At 65.5% G+C, this 16,772-nt stretch carries 16 protein-coding genes; 5 read left to right on the top strand and 11 right to left on the bottom strand.

All coding sequences use genetic code 11. The features are described from left to right. Positions 1 to 164: 164 nt before the first annotated feature. Complete coding sequence (locus N0D28_RS00915) at positions 165 to 1,259, top strand: acyl-ACP desaturase (RefSeq protein WP_260560546.1); 1,095 nt, start codon at positions 165 to 167, stop codon at positions 1,257 to 1,259. A gap of 49 nt (positions 1,260 to 1,308) precedes the next feature. Here N0D28_RS00915 and N0D28_RS00910 read toward each other — a convergent pair whose 3' ends face one another. From N0D28_RS00910 to N0D28_RS00860, 11 genes are all read right to left on the bottom strand, one after another. Continuing rightward, a complete protein-coding gene (locus tag N0D28_RS00910; protein ID WP_260560545.1) occupies positions 1,309 to 2,814 on the bottom strand; it encodes a DUF4127 family protein in 1,506 nt (501 codons plus the stop codon). After that, positions 2,811 to 3,587, bottom strand: coding sequence for an alpha/beta hydrolase (locus N0D28_RS00905; RefSeq protein ID WP_260560544.1), 777 nt, complete (start codon positions 3,585 to 3,587; stop codon positions 2,811 to 2,813). Before N0D28_RS00905 ends, N0D28_RS00910 begins: the two co-directional genes overlap by 4 nt. A gap of 111 nt (positions 3,588 to 3,698) precedes the next feature. Further along, a complete protein-coding gene (locus N0D28_RS00900) occupies positions 3,699 to 5,072 on the bottom strand; it encodes an FAD-dependent oxidoreductase (RefSeq protein WP_260560543.1) in 1,374 nt (457 codons plus the stop codon). Between the two features lie 249 nt (positions 5,073 to 5,321). Beyond that, positions 5,322 to 5,699 (bottom strand): hypothetical protein, encoded by a 378-nt coding sequence (locus N0D28_RS00895; RefSeq protein WP_260560542.1) that lies wholly within the window; start codon positions 5,697 to 5,699, stop codon positions 5,322 to 5,324. Positions 5,700 to 5,723: 24 nt separating this feature from the next. After that, entirely contained in the window at positions 5,724 to 6,632 is a 909-nt protein-coding gene (locus N0D28_RS00890) for a carbohydrate ABC transporter permease (RefSeq protein ID WP_260560541.1), read from the bottom strand. Next, positions 6,629 to 7,480 (bottom strand): carbohydrate ABC transporter permease, encoded by an 852-nt coding sequence (locus N0D28_RS00885; RefSeq protein WP_260561945.1) that lies wholly within the window; start codon positions 7,478 to 7,480, stop codon positions 6,629 to 6,631. Before N0D28_RS00885 ends, N0D28_RS00890 begins: the two co-directional genes overlap by 4 nt. A 170-nt stretch (positions 7,481 to 7,650) precedes the next feature. Beyond that, positions 7,651 to 9,732 (bottom strand): beta-N-acetylhexosaminidase, encoded by a 2,082-nt coding sequence (locus tag N0D28_RS00880; protein WP_260560540.1) that lies wholly within the window; start codon positions 9,730 to 9,732, stop codon positions 7,651 to 7,653. Beyond that, positions 9,714 to 10,946 (bottom strand): ABC transporter substrate-binding protein, encoded by a 1,233-nt coding sequence (locus N0D28_RS00875; RefSeq protein ID WP_260560539.1) that lies wholly within the window; start codon positions 10,944 to 10,946, stop codon positions 9,714 to 9,716. Before N0D28_RS00875 ends, N0D28_RS00880 begins: the two co-directional genes overlap by 19 nt. Positions 10,947 to 11,065: 119 nt before the next feature. Further along, entirely contained in the window at positions 11,066 to 11,776 is a 711-nt protein-coding gene (locus N0D28_RS00870) for a histidine phosphatase family protein (protein ID WP_260560538.1), read from the bottom strand. Beyond that, positions 11,773 to 12,522 carry an acetylglutamate kinase gene (argB, locus tag N0D28_RS00865; RefSeq protein ID WP_260560537.1) on the bottom strand — a complete coding sequence of 250 codons (750 nt, stop codon included), beginning with the start codon at positions 12,520 to 12,522 and terminating at the stop codon, positions 11,773 to 11,775. Before argB ends, N0D28_RS00870 begins: the two co-directional genes overlap by 4 nt. Positions 12,523 to 12,580: 58 nt before the next feature. Beyond that, entirely contained in the window at positions 12,581 to 13,078 is a 498-nt protein-coding gene (locus tag N0D28_RS00860) for a GNAT family N-acetyltransferase (protein ID WP_260560536.1), read from the bottom strand. Positions 13,079 to 13,303: 225 nt separating this feature from the next. Here N0D28_RS00860 and N0D28_RS00855 point away from each other — a divergent pair, with 225 nt between their 5' ends. The 4 genes from N0D28_RS00855 (at position 13,304) to N0D28_RS00840 (ending at position 16,759) form a co-directional block, all read left to right on the top strand. Further along, positions 13,304 to 14,389: a tRNA dihydrouridine synthase gene (locus N0D28_RS00855; protein WP_260560535.1), complete on the top strand. Its 1,086-nt coding sequence runs from the start codon at positions 13,304 to 13,306 to the stop codon at positions 14,387 to 14,389. Then, complete coding sequence (locus N0D28_RS00850) at positions 14,386 to 14,940, top strand: DinB family protein (RefSeq protein ID WP_260560534.1); 555 nt, start codon at positions 14,386 to 14,388, stop codon at positions 14,938 to 14,940. The genes N0D28_RS00855 and N0D28_RS00850 overlap by 4 nt, the downstream gene beginning before the upstream one ends. Positions 14,941 to 15,029: 89 nt before the next feature. After that, positions 15,030 to 15,752, top strand: coding sequence for a guanylate kinase (gene gmk, locus N0D28_RS00845; protein ID WP_260560533.1), 723 nt, complete (start codon positions 15,030 to 15,032; stop codon positions 15,750 to 15,752). A 35-nt stretch (positions 15,753 to 15,787) separates the two neighbouring features. Continuing rightward, positions 15,788 to 16,759 carry an NAD-dependent epimerase/dehydratase family protein gene (locus N0D28_RS00840; protein ID WP_260560532.1) on the top strand — a complete coding sequence of 324 codons (972 nt, stop codon included), beginning with the start codon at positions 15,788 to 15,790 and terminating at the stop codon, positions 16,757 to 16,759. Positions 16,760 to 16,772 lie beyond the last annotated feature (13 nt).

The following is a 16,772-nucleotide window of genomic DNA, read 5'->3' as shown; positions in this document are numbered from 1 at the left end:
AGCCGTCTAAATGTTGAACCCGGTTCAGGCCCCGTCGCTTGCTGACGAATTGTCTGTTAGGAGGATTTGTGACTCAGGGCAGGGTGATATTGTGATGTCACGTCCGCCTCAGGAAAGCAGTTCTGCTTGGTTACACACGCGGCGAGACGAGCAAAGGAGCGCTTATGGCCGATGTGATGCCCCCCAATATGCTGGCGGATGTGCCCCAGACCCCCGCCGGGCTGCTCAGCAACCGCGAGAAAGATCGCCTGATCGAGCGCGGCTTCCTGGGCCTGTACCGCTGGTACACCGCCCGCAGCCAGGAAACCCGCAACTGGAACGCCGACAAATCGTTTAACTGGCGCGCACTGTCGCCCAACCTGCCGCCCGACATCATGACCGTGCTGACCGGATTCTTCGCCGTCGAGCAGTACGCGCCCGACTTTACCAGCAACCTGATCAATCTGGTGCGGCGCTCGCATGGCCGCAGCCACTTTCAGATGCGCTGGGGCAGCGAGGAAGAGAAGCATGCCGACGCCTGGGAAAACTCGGTGCTGTTCTCGGGCCAGCGCACGCCGCAGTGGATCACCGAATACAAAGAGCGCCTCAAGTCCCAGACCTGGGAGCTGCCGTTTCCCGACGCCCTGCACAACATGGTCTACACCGTGTTTCAGGAGCGCGCCACCCAGCTCAACTACCTGAACATGATGAAAATCGCCCAGGGCAAGAGTGACAAACCGCATCTGAAGGATTTCTCTGACCCGGTGCTGGCGAAAGTCGCCCAGACCATCGCGGTGGACGAGGCGGCGCACTATAACTTCTTCCTCGAAGGTGTGCGGATGTATCTCTACTACTACCCGCAGCGCACCCTGGAAGCCATCCGCGCCATCGTGTCGCAGTTCTCGATGCCCGCCGCCAAGCTGGTGCCGGACTGGGAGAAGTTCTACGAAACGGTCTACCGCGCTGGCATCTACGGCCCCCGCGACTTCTCACGCGACGTGATGCAGGTGGCCTTTCGCAACCTCGGTATCGAGAGCCGCCGGTCGCTGGAAGAGGGCCTGAAAAAGACCCGCGAGGTGCCGGACTTCGACGGTGGCAACTTCAAGTCCACCGTTATCTGGGACACCTTCGACTACGGCATGGTGGAGGGCGACGTCAAGAGACTCCACATGCGTATTCAGGACTACGAGAAGCTGATCGGCTTCGACGCCATCGACCCCACCGAGTTCATCCAGAACCCCGCCGTGCCCCGCAAGGCCGAGCAGGCAGCGGACGACTGATAGTCGTAACACCGTGAACCAAACCGCCGGGGCCAGTGCTCCGGCGGTTTCAGTTGGTTTTTGATTCGCTGACGTCCAGTGGAAAGACCCCGGTGAACAATCTCGGCCAGGCCAGATGCGCCTTGCCCACACTTAACTCCAGACCGCTGCCCGAGAACTGCCGCGCCCACAGGTTTTCGATCATCGGCGTGATGAGTTGCTGGAGGTGCTGCTCTGCCACCGCCCGCTGCTCGCCCAGGTCGTAGGGGCTGGGCTGGTGCAGCCTTGCGCGCACCTCGGCCCGTACGAACGCCTGATACAGCGCGTCGTCCACCATCTGCGACAGGAGGGCCTGCATCTGCGCGGCGCGGTTCACGACCTGCCCCGAGAGCTTGCCGAAGGCGACGGCGCTGCCCAGGGTGTTGCCCGCCGTGTTCCAGGCCGAGTACGCCGCCAACTGGGACAGCGGCAGCGGCTGGAGCATGACCCACAGCCGCCGCTCCGCGCCGTTGGGGTAGGCGATGTCGGCCAGGGCCACCCGGTGTCCGGCGTTCAGCTCCTCGGCCAGTCGGTCCACGAAGGCGGGCAGGTGGCGCTGGGCCGTGTCCACCGTGGCAAAATCCGGTTGCGTATTGGCCTGCCGCGTGCCGGGCGTGTTGACCATCAGCACGAAGTCGGCCTCGCCCGGCGTGTCGGCCAGTTGGCAGCCCGCCGCCCGCAACTGGGCGCGCACCAGTTCCCCGGCGGGGCGGTCCTCGTAGAGCAGGCCAGCCTGCGGCCCGTTCAGGCCGCTGTAGACGACCCAGGCACGTTGCGGCTGTGGGCACAGGGCGCGGGCGATCAGGGTACAGGGCACCTCGTCGGCTCCGGGGTAGATGTCCACCCGGCTCCAGAGTTCCAGGGCGTCCGTCCTGGCTTCCAGGGCGCGGCGGTCCAGGGCGGCCAGGCCATACTCAGCGGTGTCGTCCAGGGTCAGGCACAGGTGCTCGATGACGCCCGCCTTGACCAGCTCCAGCGCGGTCAGATGCAGGGCGTGGTTGCGCTGCCGGGTGCCCAGCCAGTCGGCCAGAATCTCGGCGGGCAGGACCGCCTGGGCCGCGTCCAGCGCGGGGCGCTCGCCCTCGCCGTGACGGGCCAGCTGGTCGAGGGCCACCCCGTAAGCGCGCAGCTCGCGGCCCCACTGCCCGTAGTAGGGTTTTTCCTCGTGTGGGTCGTTGTCGTGGGCGACGCGCACCACCACACCGAAGGCGTAAATGCTGAGCGCCGGATGGAGCGCCCGCACCTCGCGCAGCACCTCCAGCCGTGCCAGCACGTCGCCGAGCGGGTCCGAGACGCGCCGGGCCGGAATCATGCCCCCGAGCGTCAGGGTTTCCAGGCACACCACCAGAATGTCGCTCTGGGGAGCCATTTTGAGCAGCCACTCGCGCAGCTTGCCGGGATCACCGGGGGTGAAGAAGTGCGGCAGCGCTTTCTGCGGCGGTACGCCGACTTCCGCGCCGACCATCTGGGCCAGCAGGGTGGGTAGCGCCAGCGTGACCGGGCGGGTGTCGGGGGGAATGAGGAGCAGGCGGGTCACCCTTTGAGCAGCTCCGTCACCCAGTTCACCACATCGTCCCGCATCTTCCGGCTGGTGTAGTGGGCCACGCCGGGATACACCTTTTCGCTGAACTGCTCTGGGCTGCCTGCTGCCCAGTAGGCCCGCTCCAGGGCGGCAGCGGTGGGCACGTGGTGCTGATCGAGCGCAAACACCGGGTCGCTGTCGCCACTCAGCAGCAGCAGCGGGGTGGGCGGATAGCCCTCGGCGTGGGTGGTGGGCCGCTGGGCTTCCAGAAAAGCCCGTGTGCCCGGCGCGTTCACGTCCGGCTCCTGCCACACGCCCGACGTGATCAGCGCCGCCGCGCCGCGCACCCGGTGCTCGCTGCGGGCCAGGCTCAGGGCCACGTAGCCGCCCATGCTGCTGCCCACCACGAGCACCGGCACCTTGCCCATCTCGCTCAGCAGGGCGGTGATGAACGCCTCGGCCTCGGCCACGCTGCGCCGGGCGCTCTCCCAGACGAATTCGCGGTGGTTCAGGCCCGGCTGGCTGAGGGTCCGCTCACCGTGTAGCGGCGCGTCGGGAATGACGACGGCCACACCCTGGGCGGTCAGCGCCGAGTAGACGCCGAGTTTGCCCTCCTTGGCCGCGCCGGAGCCGTGATAGGCGATCAGCAGGGCGCGGACGGGCACGCTGGGCCGCTCGATCAGGCACGGCACGCGGGCGAAGACCCGGCGCTCGATGCTGTAAGGCAGGTCCCCGATCTGCGGTGAGGCGTGCGGATCGTCCGGCGAGAAGGTGCGCTCGGTGGTCATGGAACGCGGCCCGGCATGGCATGCGCGGCGGTGTGGTTCATCGGCATTTCCCCCCTGAAGCTGAAACTCGAACTGGGGGCATTCTCTCATATACGGTGAACGGCTTCTCGGTTAGACGTTGGCCCCCAGTGCCCGCAACTTCTCGCGCAGGGCCGCGCCGCCCACCCGGCGCACCTCACCGCCGTACTCACGCGCTGCCCAGGCTGCTGCCACCCCCGCCGCTTCTCCCATGCTGTGGCAGTTTTGCTGCACCCGGATCGAACTCTGCGCCTCGAAGGTGCTGCTGGCCGATCTTCCCGGCACCAGCAGGTTGCTGATCCCTTGCGGCACGATGCAGCGGTAGGGCAGCTCATGGTAGGCGTCGGGGGCGAAGTAGGGCGCAGTTCCCTCGCGCTCGTGCAGCAGCTTTGCGCCGCCCTTGACGCTGTGAATGTCCACCGGGTAGTGGTTCTTGCAGATGCTGTCGCCAAACTTGCGGCAATCGAGAATGTCGTTCAGCGTCAGGGTGTAGTCGCCCACAATGCGCCGCGTCTCGCGCACGCCGACCATCGGGGCGTAGCTGCCGAGGTAGGCGTCCTGGCAGCCAGGCAGGTAGGTTTTGCAGAATCGGATCAGTCGCTCGATGCTCTCCCGCCCGTCGGTCTGCGCGCCGGAGAGGTGCCAGGGATCGGTGCCGTCGTTGAGATCGGCCCGGATGCGCGGGCAGTTGAAGCTCAGTTCATTTGGGCGGCCCGGCACGCTGAAGGCCTGGAAGTAATCGCCGTCGCGCTCCTCCAGAATACCTTGTGCCACCGCTTGCTTGAACAGCGGTTCCAGACTGCTCTTTTTGCCCCAGACCATCCAGAAGTGCATGAAGCGCGGCGACTCCTGCCACTGCCCATTTGCACTCAGAAAAGTGCAGAGTGTCTCTAGGTCCACTCCGGCCAGTGAGAAGCGCAGGCTCATGGCCTGGTGCAGCCCGTCCTCGTCTCCGGCGTGAAACGGCACGCCCGCTGCGGCGGCCACGTCGGCGTCTCCGGTGGCGTCGATGAACACGTCCGCCCCCAGCGCCTGCAAACCGCCCTTGTTGTGGACGACCAGCGACCCGATGCGCTCACCATCCAGCACCGGAGCGACGACGCTGGTGTGGTAGAGCACCTCGCCGCCCGACTCGATGAGCAGCCGCTCCAGCACGTATTTCAGACCCTCGGGGTTGAACCAGTTGTCGTTGCCGTTGCCGTCACGCGCTCCGTCGCCGCGCTCAAGCAGCCGGGCCTTGAGTTCGTCGGTCAGGCCCCGGTTGAGGTTCTGACCCGCCGAGACGTTCCTCATCAGCGGCGTGACCCAGGCGTTGGTGCCGCTGCCGCCGAGGCTGCCCTGGGCTTCCAGGACCAGCACCCGCGCGCCTGCCCGCGCCGCCGCGATGCCTGCAACCGCTCCCGCCGTGCCGCCGCCCGCGATGAGGACATCCCAGTGCTGGGGGAGGTGGGTGTAGGGCAAACTCAAAAGGAGCGCCCCACGAGATCGGTTTCTGTCGCACTGGCTTCCAGAGGGCGCTTGAGAATGACCACCAGGTCGCCCGTTTCGAATTTGACCACCTGATACCTCCAGCGTTTCATGTCTGCGCCTCCCAGAGTGGTTCCTGGCCGTCAGTCTGCGCCGCCGCAACAGCTGTGACCGTTCAAATTCGACAATTTTTCAGCTCGGCGACAAGAAACTCAATCCGCTGGAGTGGGTCAAAGAAAAGGGCAGTTTTTATTCGATGTGGACGGTGCCGTAAGACTGACCGTTGACGATCACCTCAAAGAGATCACTGCGTGGTGGGTTGCCAGGGTCGGTGTAGGTTTCGTTGGCGTAGCCAATAATTGCCGGACAGGCCACGTTCCCAGTTGGTGAGGTGCCCTGTGTCAGCAACTTGAGCGTGCTGGCGGTGCGCTTCTGCACGGCAAAGCCCTTGAAGGTCTGGCAGCCGCCTACCGTCACTGTGATGGTGATGGGCAGGTCTTCAACCGCGCCGACGCTCGGCGGCAGGGCCACTTTGGTCACGTTCAGCATCACGGTCTGGGTCGTCGGCCCGCCCTGACAACCCGTCAACGTCAGCGCCGCCAGCCCCAACAGCGTCCATATTTTCATAATCCATTTTACGCTCAACACTCCTCACCCTTTCACCGCGCCCTCGATCCCTTTCATGAAGTAGCGTTGCAGCGAGGCGAACACGATCAGAATCGGGATAATGACCAGCACCGCGCCGGCCATCGTCGCCCGGCTGTTGGTGGCAAAGGTACCCGACAGTTCCAGCAGGCCCGCCGAGAGCGGCAGCATCTGCGGGTCGAGTGGCAGGATGCGCGCCCACAGAAAGCTGTTCCACAGCGCCACGAATTCCAGAATGGCGAAGGCCGCGATGGTCGGCATCGAGAGCGGCAGCATGATTCTGCGCCAGATGGTCAGTTCCTTTGCGCCGTCGATGCGGGCCGCCTCGATCAGTTCCAGCGGCACGCCCAGGTAGGCCTGCCGGATCAGGAACAGGCCCACGATGCTGGCGATGCTGGGCAGCACGATGGCCGCGTACTGGGTGATGGTGTCCCACACCGGGCCGCGCTGCTCCAGCAGGCCGAGCTTGATGGTGGTGATGTAGTTGACGATCAGGCCCGATTCGTTGGGCAGCACCACCAGCGCCAGAATCGCGTAAAAGATCAAATCACGGCCCGGAAAGCGCATCTTGGCGAGCGGGTAGGCCGCCAGCGCCGCGAACGTCACGCTGCCCAGCACGCCCACCGTGCAGATCACGACGCTGTTGAGGACCATTCGCCAGAAGGGCACGGTGGTGCCGCTCAGCACGGCGCTGTAGTTCTTCAAGCTGACGCCGCTCGGCGCGAGCTTGGCCTGGTAGATGTTGCCGGTGGGTTCCAGGCTGGTGATCAGCGTCCAGTAAAAGGGATAGAGCATGACCAGCGCGATGACGGTCAGCACGCTATAAGCGGCGATATTGTGCAGCCGGTTCCGACGTTTTCGCTGAGCTTTGAGCTGGGCGGCAGTCTGGGCAAAGTCGCTGGGGGAGGTGGTCATCCATCCACCCGTCCGCCGCGCGTCAGCCGGAAGTTGATGACCCCAAATATCAAGCTGATGAGTGCCACCACGATGCCCGCCGCCGCTGCGTAGCCGTAGCGGAAGTCCTGAAAGGCCTTGGCATACGTGAAAAACAGGGCCGTGTAGGTGCTGCCCACTGGCCCGCCCTGGGTCATCACGAAGATCTCCTCAAACACTTTGACGGCGCTGATGGTGCTCAGCAGGCTGCATACCAGAATGGTGGGCCGCAACCCCGGCAGCGTGATGTTGACGAACACCTGCCAGCGCGTGGCCCCGTCGATCACGGCGGCTTCCTCCAGTTCGCGCCCGATGCTCTGCAAGCCCGCCAGATACAGCACCATGTAGTAGCCGACGCCCTTCCACAGCGTCACGAACATCACCGCGTAGAGGGCCGAGCCGGGGTTGTTGAGCAAGCTGCTGTCGCGCTGCATCAGGCCCAGGTGCATCAGCACGAAATTGACCGGCCCCGACTGCTGGTACATCCAGGTCCAGATCAGGCCAACCACCGCGAAGCTGGTCACCACCGGCACATAGAAGGCGGTGCGAAAAAAGCCGATGCCTTTCAGGGGCCGGTTGACCAGCATGGCGACGCCGATGCTCAGCAGTTGAATGACTGGCACCACCAGAATGTATTTGAGGCTGTTGACGACGCCGCTCCAGAACTGCTGATCCTGGATGAGCTCGCGGAAATTGGCGAGGCCCACGAACTCCGGCGGACTGATGATGTTGTACTTGGTAAACGCCAGGTAGGTGCCGAAGATGACTGGCCAGGTGTGGTAGAGGATCAGCAGTACCAGAAACGGCAGCATGAAGCTGTAGGCCAGCATCGCCGTGCGGAATGTGGCGCGGCGGCTCTGGCGGCTGCGGCGGGGCGGGGCGCTGGGGTGGGTCAGGGGCAAGGGAGGTCCTCAGTTGGAAGGTAGAGAAGAAGGTCGGTGATGCGTCTGATGTAAGGCCAGCACGGCGCTTCCTTGCCCCTGATCAAAACGGCCCCTGATCAAAATTTTCCCCCGATCAGCGTCAGCCCGATCAGGGTCGGATTGGCTTCCTTACCCTCACTGATCAGCGTGACCGATTTGATGACCTGACCGGGTTTGGGATTGACCCAGTCCAGCACGCCCAGATTCACGTCCAGACCGTCGGCGGTTTTGCCGCGCCAGCCGGGGGCCTGCACCATGCTGCTGGGCGTCAGCTCGGTCCAGGCGCGAATCTGGCGGCCATAATCCAGCGGCTGCACCACCTTGCTGCCGTCGGCGTAGAGGATCTCGTAGCGGCCCACGCTGTCGCGGATTTTGGGCGTGGTCCAGCCCGTCGTGTGCAGGAAGGCCAGACGGTCCGCTTTCTGGTTGAGTTCGACGGTGGCCTGAGACGGCAGGTCGGACGCCGCCCCACGCGAGCCTTTCAGCATCACCGCCCCGCTGATCAGAAAGCGGTACACACCGATCTTGACGTTGCCGGTGGGCAGTTTGGACAAATCGATGTCCGGTCCCTTGTGAATCCAGCCCTGCTCGTCGGGGTCGCTCAGGCGGCGCGTGACCAGCTTGGACAGGTCCACCAGTTGCCCGGCGTGCTGGGCGTAGGGCGTCGGGGCGTAGAGATCGCGGTAGGTGGTTTCGGCCAGCGTGGGGTCGACCTCGGCCAGCGGTCTGGCCCCTGGATTCCAGAAGCTGTTGCCGCCGCGCACATAGTTCACCCCCTGGTCGGCCTGACCGTCCCAGAGGCTGGGGTTGCCGAAGTAGCCGGTCCAGCGCGTCTGGATCATGCCGTCGGCCCCCCGCTTCTGCGCCGCCAGCGCGTAATTCTCGGTGTTGAGCGGATCGCCCCAGCTCGCGCCCAGTGCCTTGAAGCCCGCGCTCTTGATGGTGCTGAGAATGGGGTAGTCGGGAGCCGGGCTGTAATTCCACGAGGCCACCGTCAGGTCTCTGGGAAGCTGGGCGGGCAGGCTGGCGGCCACCGCGTCGGCAAACGCCGCGTCGTGCCAGATCATCGTGCCCACGTTCAGCGACTTGAGGTAATCATGCAGCTTCACCGTGTCGTCCACGAACAGTTTCTCGAACCCGGCGGCCTTGCCGTTGTCGCGCGCCGGAAAGCGGTCGCGGTTGCGGACCTCGTCGTGGCCGATGTGAATCTGCTTCGGCTTGAAGGTGTCCACCGCTTCCTTCAGTACCGGAAACACCACCCGGCTGTAGGTGTCGGGGTTGAGCGTGTCGTAGGCGTAAGGGTTCTGCGACTGGGGGTCCTGCACCAGATCGAGATTCTTGCCGCCCTGAAACATCCAGGCGACGTGGCCCAGTGTTTCGATCAGCGGAATCGGCTCCAGACCGTAGCTGCGTGCCAGATCGGCCACCCGCGCCGCCTCGGCCTTGCTCGCCCCGCCCGCCGAGGCCCAGCCGCCCGCCTTGGCCACGTCCCACTGCACGTAATCGCTCATGATCAGCACGGCGTTGTATTTCAGCTCGGCCAGCATCGGGATCAGCCGGTCATTGACGCCCTTGCTGTACGAGTCGAGGTAAATCATCGCCACGCGCTGTTTCAGGCCCGGAAAATCCTGAATGCGGGCAAAGCGCAGGCCCGCAGGCGTCAGCAGTTGCCGCAGCGTCTGAGCGCCGTGGTAAGCGCCCTGTGGATCGGCCCCGACGATGTACGCGCCGCTTTTGTCTACCCACAGGGCGTAGCCTTCCGGCTGCTCGGTGTAGAGGCCCGCCGCCTTAGCCCTGGCCGCCAGATCGGGATCGGCCCGCGTGCCGATGATAATAGGGACCGTTCCGCCGTCTGGGAGCTGCACTTCCAGCCGGGTCTGCCACTCGGCTTTCAAATCGCGGGCGGCCCAGCCGAGTTCTGGGGCGTTTCCGATGAGCTTGAGGCCCAGCCCTGTCAGCGGCAATGTTCCGGCGGGAAACTCAACCTTTTGCGGGGCCGGAATCAGCACCTTGCCCGGCACGGCGGCCAGCGCGTCCGGCACGGCAGTCAGGGGTGCTGCGGTCAGCGCGGCGGGCGCGGCCAGGGCGGGGGAGAGCAGCAGGGCGGTGAGGAGAACGGCTTGCCTGCTCCTGTTCCAGCTCACAGACTGGCGTTCCACGCCTTCACGATGTCGTCGAGCGCCGCTTTGGCCGTCTTCTGGCCCAGCATGGCTGCCTCGACATTGTCCTTGAAGACCTTGTTGAGCTTGGAGGCGTCGGGGTAAATCAGCGTCAGGTCCTTGGCTTTTTTCAGCTCCTTGCTGCTCACCAGCCGTCCCTGATCGGTGGCGTTGGGGCCGCCCGCCTTGAAGTACTTGTCGCCGCTGGCCTTCACCGTCGAGGGAAAGGTCGTCTGGGTGACCTTGGAAAAGGCCAGCTGGTTGGCGTCGTTGGTCAGAAAGAGGGCCAGTTGCTGCGCCAGCGCCTTATCTTTGACGCCTTTGGGCACCACCATGCCCATCAGCGGCGTGTGAATGACGTTTCCAGCGATATTGATCGGATACGGCGCGACTTTGGTGAGGTCATACACCGCTTTGTTGTCGTTGGCGACCCGCAAAATAAACTGTGGCCCGGTGATCAGCATGGCCAGCTTTCCCGCCGAGTAGAGTTCGGTGGCCCCCACATAGCCCCGGCGCAGGGTATCTTCAGGAATGTAGTCTTTCTTGTAAAGGTCAATGTACGTTTGCAGCAGCTGAATGTGTTTGTCGGAATTGAAGACGGCCTTGGCCTTGTCAGGACTCAGAATTGGTAGGCCCGCTTCCTGAAACAGAGACAGCAGACCGGTGCCGTTGATGTTGGGCATGAAGCCGTACATCCCGGTCTTGTCCTTGATCTGCTTGGCGGCGGCGATCATGGTCTGAATGGTCAGGGGGGGTTTGTTGGGGTCGAGTCCAGCCTTCTTGAAGATGTCTGTGTTGTAGGCGACGACTTTGGGTGCCCAGTACCAGGGCGTGCCGTAGACCTTGTTGTCGAAGGTGAAGGTCGAGAGCGGCGAGGCGAAGTAGAGCTTTTTCTGGGTGTCGCTGAGGGTCATGGCTTCCAGCGCGCCCTGCTGCACCATCTTGACGGCCATGTCGCTGCTGAGATTCACCACGGCGGGCGGGCGGCCAGCGGCGACGGCGGCCAGCAACTTCTGCTCGATGGCGGTGGCGGGCACGTCCACCCATTTGACGTCCGTATTCGGGTTGGCCTTCTCGAAGGCGGCGGCCAGGCGGTTCATCTCGTCGTTGAAGAGCGGCGCGAGCGAGATCGTCCAGAATTCCAGGGTGGTTTTCTGGGCACTGGCGGCGGAGATGCCCAGCAGGGCGGCGGTCATCAGCAAGGTCTTGGTCATTTCGGCTCCCCCGGACAAGGCCGGACTGTACTTGGCTCAAAGTTTCTGAGGAGTCAATTTAGCCTGTCTTTAGCTGGCAATGGTAAGAGGCTCAGTCAGCTGTCCCAATGAAGCCGCACTCACTGGGGAGGGCTGGCCGTCAGGTGCCCGGCTTGCACGGCGCTGTATTCCCTCATCTGTCCGGTCTCGGGGTCGAGCGACACTATGGTGTAGGCCGTGTTGCCGTGACGAAACAGCCCGCGCCGCATTGCCTCGCGCGGCGAAAGACCGCTGAGGGCGCACAGCAGGGCGCTGAGGGTCAGGCCGTGCGACACCGCGATGACCAGCTCGCCGCCGCGCCGGGGCCGGGCGTCCCCGAACCAGGCCATGGTCCGCGCCGTTGTCTCGGCAAAGCTCTCGCCGCCGGGCGGGTGCAGTGCGCCGAAATCCTGGGTCCAGGCCTGCTCGAATACAGAATTCTCGGCCAGCAACTCGCTCAGGAGGCGGCCCTTGTAGTCGCCGAACGACTGCTCACGCAGCCGGGCATCGGTCACCACCGCTGTGCCGAGCGCCCCGGCCACCGCGCCTGCCGTCTGCTGGGCGCGCGTCAGATCGCTGGCCCAGATCTGGCTGGGAGGGCGGGCCAGCTGCCCGCTCCGAAACTGATCAGCGAGGTGGTCGGCCAGTTGCCGCGCCTGTGCCTGGCTTTCCTCATCAAGCGGCACCTCCGAGCGGCCCTGAATTTTCCCGGCTCGGTTGTGGGCGGTGCGGCCATGCCGGATCAGCAGCAGGGTGGCCGCCTGGCTCTGGGTGGTCCGAGGCTGAATGGTCTGGAGCTGGGGTCCGCTCACGGCACGATCCGCGTTCCGGCCTCGCCCGCTGCGGCCTGGCGCAATACGCCCGCCTGCATGCCGCTGGCGATGGTGGCGTAGGTTGCCCCGCGCGTGAGGGCCTCCAGGGCGGCGCGCACCTTGGGCAGCATTCCGCCCGCGATCCAGCCCTCGGCCATACCCGCCTCGGCCTCGGCGCGGCTGAGCTGCTCCAGCCGGGAGGCGGGGTCGGGAAACCGGCGGTATACCCCGTCCACGTCGGTCAGGAAGATGACGCCCTCGCCCAGCGCCCCGGCCACCGCGCCTGCCGCAGTGTCGGCGTTGACGTTGAGCGCCTCGCCGTGTGCGTCTACGGCCACGCAGCCCACCACCGGCGTCAGGTTCACACCGATCAGGGTCCGCAGCAGTTCGGCGTTCACGCTGACGATTCTGCCGACCCGGCCCAGCTCGCCGCCCAGCGGTTCGGCCACCAGCAGCCGCGAGTCGTGGCCGAGCAGCCCCAGCGCGCCGCCGATCTCATACGACAGCTCCTTGTTGAGCTGGCCCAGCGCCATTGCGATGATCTGCATGGCGGCGGGCGTGGTGACGCGCAGGCCGCGCACGAACTCGCTCTTGATGCCGCGCAGGGCCAGCTCGCGCTCGATGACCGGGCCGCCGCCGTGGACGACCACCAGCGGCTGCTCGCGGCCCAGGGCGGCCAGTTCACGCGCCACCGTCCGGCGCAGTTCGGGACTTTTCATGGCGTTGCCGCCGTACTTGACGATCATGCCGCCCAGGATAATGCGCCGCTGCCCGTGACTGACTGATGGGCTTTTGGCTTGTGAGTTACTTGCCGGACGCCACAGGCAGCGGCTGGTCTGGCCGCGCCTGCCTGTGCAGCGGCTTGGCGTACCAGGTCATGACCGGGCGGGCGTCGGTGGCGAAGGCGAAGCCCAGGCGCTCCCAGAACTTCACGGCCCGCTTGTTGTCGCCCAGCACACTGGCCAGCAGCCGCTCGCTGTGCGGTAGGCGCTTCTCCAGGTCGCGCACCACCTGCCGCCCCAGGCCGCGCGACTGCGCGTCACCCCGGATCATCAGCAGGTTGATGGTCACGTCGCCCGCCTGCGGGTAGTCGAGCTTGTAGTCGAGGCTGCCCACCAGTTCTTCTCCCTGGTAAAGCAGTTCCAGGCGGCGGCGCGGATCGTAGAGCGCCGTCTCGATGTCGCGGGTGACTTCCTGCAGTGACGGCACCGGACAGCCCAGCAGGGCGAAATAGCCGGGGGTGGCCCGGTACAGGTCGTGGAGGAGTGGTGCGCTCGGCAGCGCCATCGGTTGAACCTTCAAGGAATCATACCTTCCCTTTCCGCGCAGGCTTTTGAGGTGGCCGCCGCAGAAGATGTGTGCTTCGTTCTCTTTGATGCTTCCGTCAGCATACCTGCCCCCACCTGACAGAAAAGTGAACCGCCCTGCCAGACGCTGGGGCGGCAGCGGTCTCGCCATCCGGCAGGTCCGGCGTGGGCCGTGCTGAACTGAACAAAGCTGCTCCCCTGCCCCTGCTAGCATCCCGACATGACGGCCCCGCTTGCAGACATACCGACCCCAGATCCCTCCGACCAGCGCGGCTTTTATGCCCGCCGCCTCGCCGGGCGCACCCCCGAGCATCCCGGCGCGGTGCTGGCCCCGATGGCCGGGTACAGTGACGCCCCGATGCGCCAGCTTTCCGCTGAGGCCGGGGCGTTGTGGACCGTGTCCGAGATGATCAGTTCGCGCGGCCTGGTGCTGGGCAACGAGGACGAGGACCTGATCATCGGTAAGCCCTACCCCGGCGAGCAGGGCCGGGTGGTGCAGCTCTTCGGGGCCGACCCCGGCATTCTGGCCGAGGCGTCGCAGCGGGTGGCTGGGTGGTTTAACCCCGCTGCGATTGACCTCAACATGGGCTGCCCGGTCCCCAAGGTGCGCGGTAAGGGCGGAGCCTGCCTGCTGCAAACGCCGGAAGTCGCCTACGAACTGATCTCGGCCATGCGCGCCGCCGTGCCGCTGGACGTGAGCGCCAAGATCCGGCTGGGCTTCGACACCAACCGCGCCGTGGAGGTCGCGCAGGGCCTGGAAGCAGCGGGGGTCAGCCTGATCACCGTGCACGGCCGCACCTCCAAACAACGCTACGCCGGCGAGGCCGACTGGGACGCCATCGCCGAGGTTGCGGGCAGTGTCGGGGTGCCGGTGATCGGCAGCGGCGACGTGCTCAGTGCGGCTCAGGCCCGAGAGCGCCTTCGGACCGGGGTGGCCGCCGTGATGATCGGGCGCGGCGCGGTGGGGCAGCCCTGGGTGTTTACCGAACTCAGTGACCCCGCTTTCCGGCCCCCCGACGCGGCCTGGCGGGCGGCCACGGCGCTGCGCCACACCCGGCTCAACGCCCAGTGGTACGGCGAGTGGCGCGGCATCAAGCAGATGCGTAAGGTGCTGCCACGCTACCTGGCAGGCACCGCGCTGATGGAAGGCGAATTGCGCGACGCCCTGGTGCGCCTGGAAACCTTGCCCGAGGCGGAGGCGCTGCTGACTCCTCTGACTGACCAGCTTCTCACTGACCGGCCTCTGGCTGACCGTAGGGTCGCCTCACGGCCCGGCGCGGGCGAGTATGCTCTAATTACTCCATGAATGTCCGCGAATATTACACCTACCTTGCTGCCGCCCGTGAGCAATTGTGGAATTTTCTGCGGGCCTTGCCTGAGCAGGATCTGAATGCCGCCCTGATCGACGGCGACCGTTTTCACAACATCAAAGACCTGCTGCTGCACGTCATCGATATCGAAGACCACTGGGTCCACGTCATCGCACGCGGCGACGGCCTGGAGGCCAGCGCCTTCAAGCACGACTGGGTCAGGCCGCAGGCCGAGCAGTACCAGCTCGGATGGATTCTGGATTACGGCAAGGCGGTGCAGCGGCGCACCCAGCAGTTTCTGGAGACCACCCCGGACCTGAACGAGGCCATCAAGCTGGTGCAGGACGACCCGGCCTCGGCCACCGTCACGCTCGACCAACTGATGTGGTATGTGATGACCCACGAGGTGCGCCACACGGCCCAGATCGCCCTGCTGGTTCGTCAGCTCGGGCACATTCCGCCCTGGCTCGACTACCTGCGCTTCGTACGGCCCCAGACGCCGGAAATCGTGCTCAGCGACGAAGGCCTGGGCCTCGACGACGAGTAAAGCTCGAATAAAACGACGGTCGCAGGCTGATCTCCCGGCCAGAGACATTCGGCTGTGCAGGGGCCGCAGGCGAGCGGTATGCTGATGGGATGTCGGCCACGCTGAATCCCGAACCGCTGCAATCTCCATCCGTTTCAGAGTGTTCCGCCGCGGCCAGTGATCATGCCGCCAGTGCCACCGCGCCGATCAGCCCGGCCACCGGCCCGGCCCGGCGTGGCCTGCTGATCGTCATGACCGGCGCTTCGGGCGTGGGCAAGGGCACCCTGCGCGAGAGGTGGCTCAGGGATCAGAACGTCTTCTACTCGATGTCGTGGACCACCCGCGAGGCGCGGCCCGGCGAGCGCCCCGGCCTCGATTACCATTTTGTCAGCGCCGACCAGTTCGAGGCCCACGCCCAGGCGGGCGGATTTCTGGAACACGCCGAATTTGTCGGCAACCGCTACGGCACTCCCAGAGGTCCTATCGACGAGGCGCTCTCGCGCGGACAGGACGTGATTCTGGAAATCGAGGTGCTGGGGGCCATGCAGGTGGCCGACCAGTCCAGCGAGGCGGTGCTGGTGTTCATCATGCCCCCGAGCCTCACCGAGCTGCGCCGCCGTCTGGAAGGCCGGGCTACCGAAACGCCTGAGCGCATCGAGCGGCGGCTGGAGCGTGCCCGTGAGGAAATTCTGGAGGCCCGCCACTTCCGCTATGTGGTGGTCAACGACGACCTGGACCGGGCGGTGGACGATTTGCGCGCCATTCAACGCGCCGAGCGCCTCAAGGCTGAGCGCCTGAGCGACGCGGTGTTGCAGGGCATCGTGGCCGAGTGAGGGCCGCGCGGGTGATGCGGTGAACGGGTGACGCAGTGAAGTTGCTGATTCTGGGCGGCACCCAGTTTATCGGGAAACACCTGACCCAGGCGGCGCTGCTGGCCGGGTATCAGGTGACGGTGTTCAACCGGGGCCGCTCGCCCGACGATCTGCCGCAGCAGGTCGAGCGCCTGCGCGGTGACCGTGACCAGGGTGTCGCGGGTCTCAGCGCCCTGATGGGGCAACACTGGGACGCCTGCTTCGATGTCAGCGGCTACACACCCCGCCAGGTGCGGGCCAGCGCCGGGGCATTGCAGGGGCGGGTGGGGCGCTACGTCTATGTCAGCTCGCGGGCCGTCTACGCCGAGCCGTGCGGGCTGCCGATCACCGAGGCCAGCCCGTTGCAAGCTCCCGCCGCCGAGGACATCACCCAGATTGACGGCGAGACCTACGGCCCGCTCAAGGTCGCCTGCGAGGAAATCGTTCAGGGTCTTTACGCTGACGCCTGCACGGTCCTGCGTCCCCAGATCGTGGTGGGGCCGCACGACCCCACCCGGCGTTACCCGTACTGGGCCGAGCGGGCCTTGCTGGGCGGTGTGATGCTGGCTCCCGGCGACGGCACTGATCATCTGCAAGTCATTGACGTGCGCGATGTGGCCCGCTTTGCGCTGAGGGTGGTGGAGGCAGACCTTGATGGTGTCTTCAACCTGGCTGGCCCGCGCCTGACCTGGACCGACTTTTTGCGGATTTGCGGGGCGGGCCAGCCAGCCACCGCTCAGGTGCGCTGGATCGACATTCAGATGTTGCGTCAGCACTTCCCGGATGCTGAGGAACTCAGCCTGTATGTGGCTGAGAATGGCCCCCACGCCGGGCGCATGAACGTCAGTAACGTGCGGGCCGTGCGGGCGGGCCTGACCCTGACCGACCCGGCCACCACGGCGCGCGACACACAGGCCTGGAGTTGCCACCAGAAGTTGCCGTATGCACTGACGCCCGAGGGCGAAGCGGCGCTACTCGGCCAGCTCTGACGGCAGAATCACC

It is taken from the genome of Deinococcus rubellus, assembly GCF_025244745.1.
Classification (GTDB): domain Bacteria; phylum Deinococcota; class Deinococci; order Deinococcales; family Deinococcaceae; genus Deinococcus; species Deinococcus rubellus.
Note: the sequence above shows the minus strand (reverse complement) of the source record. Positions and strands in the feature narration are given on the sequence as shown.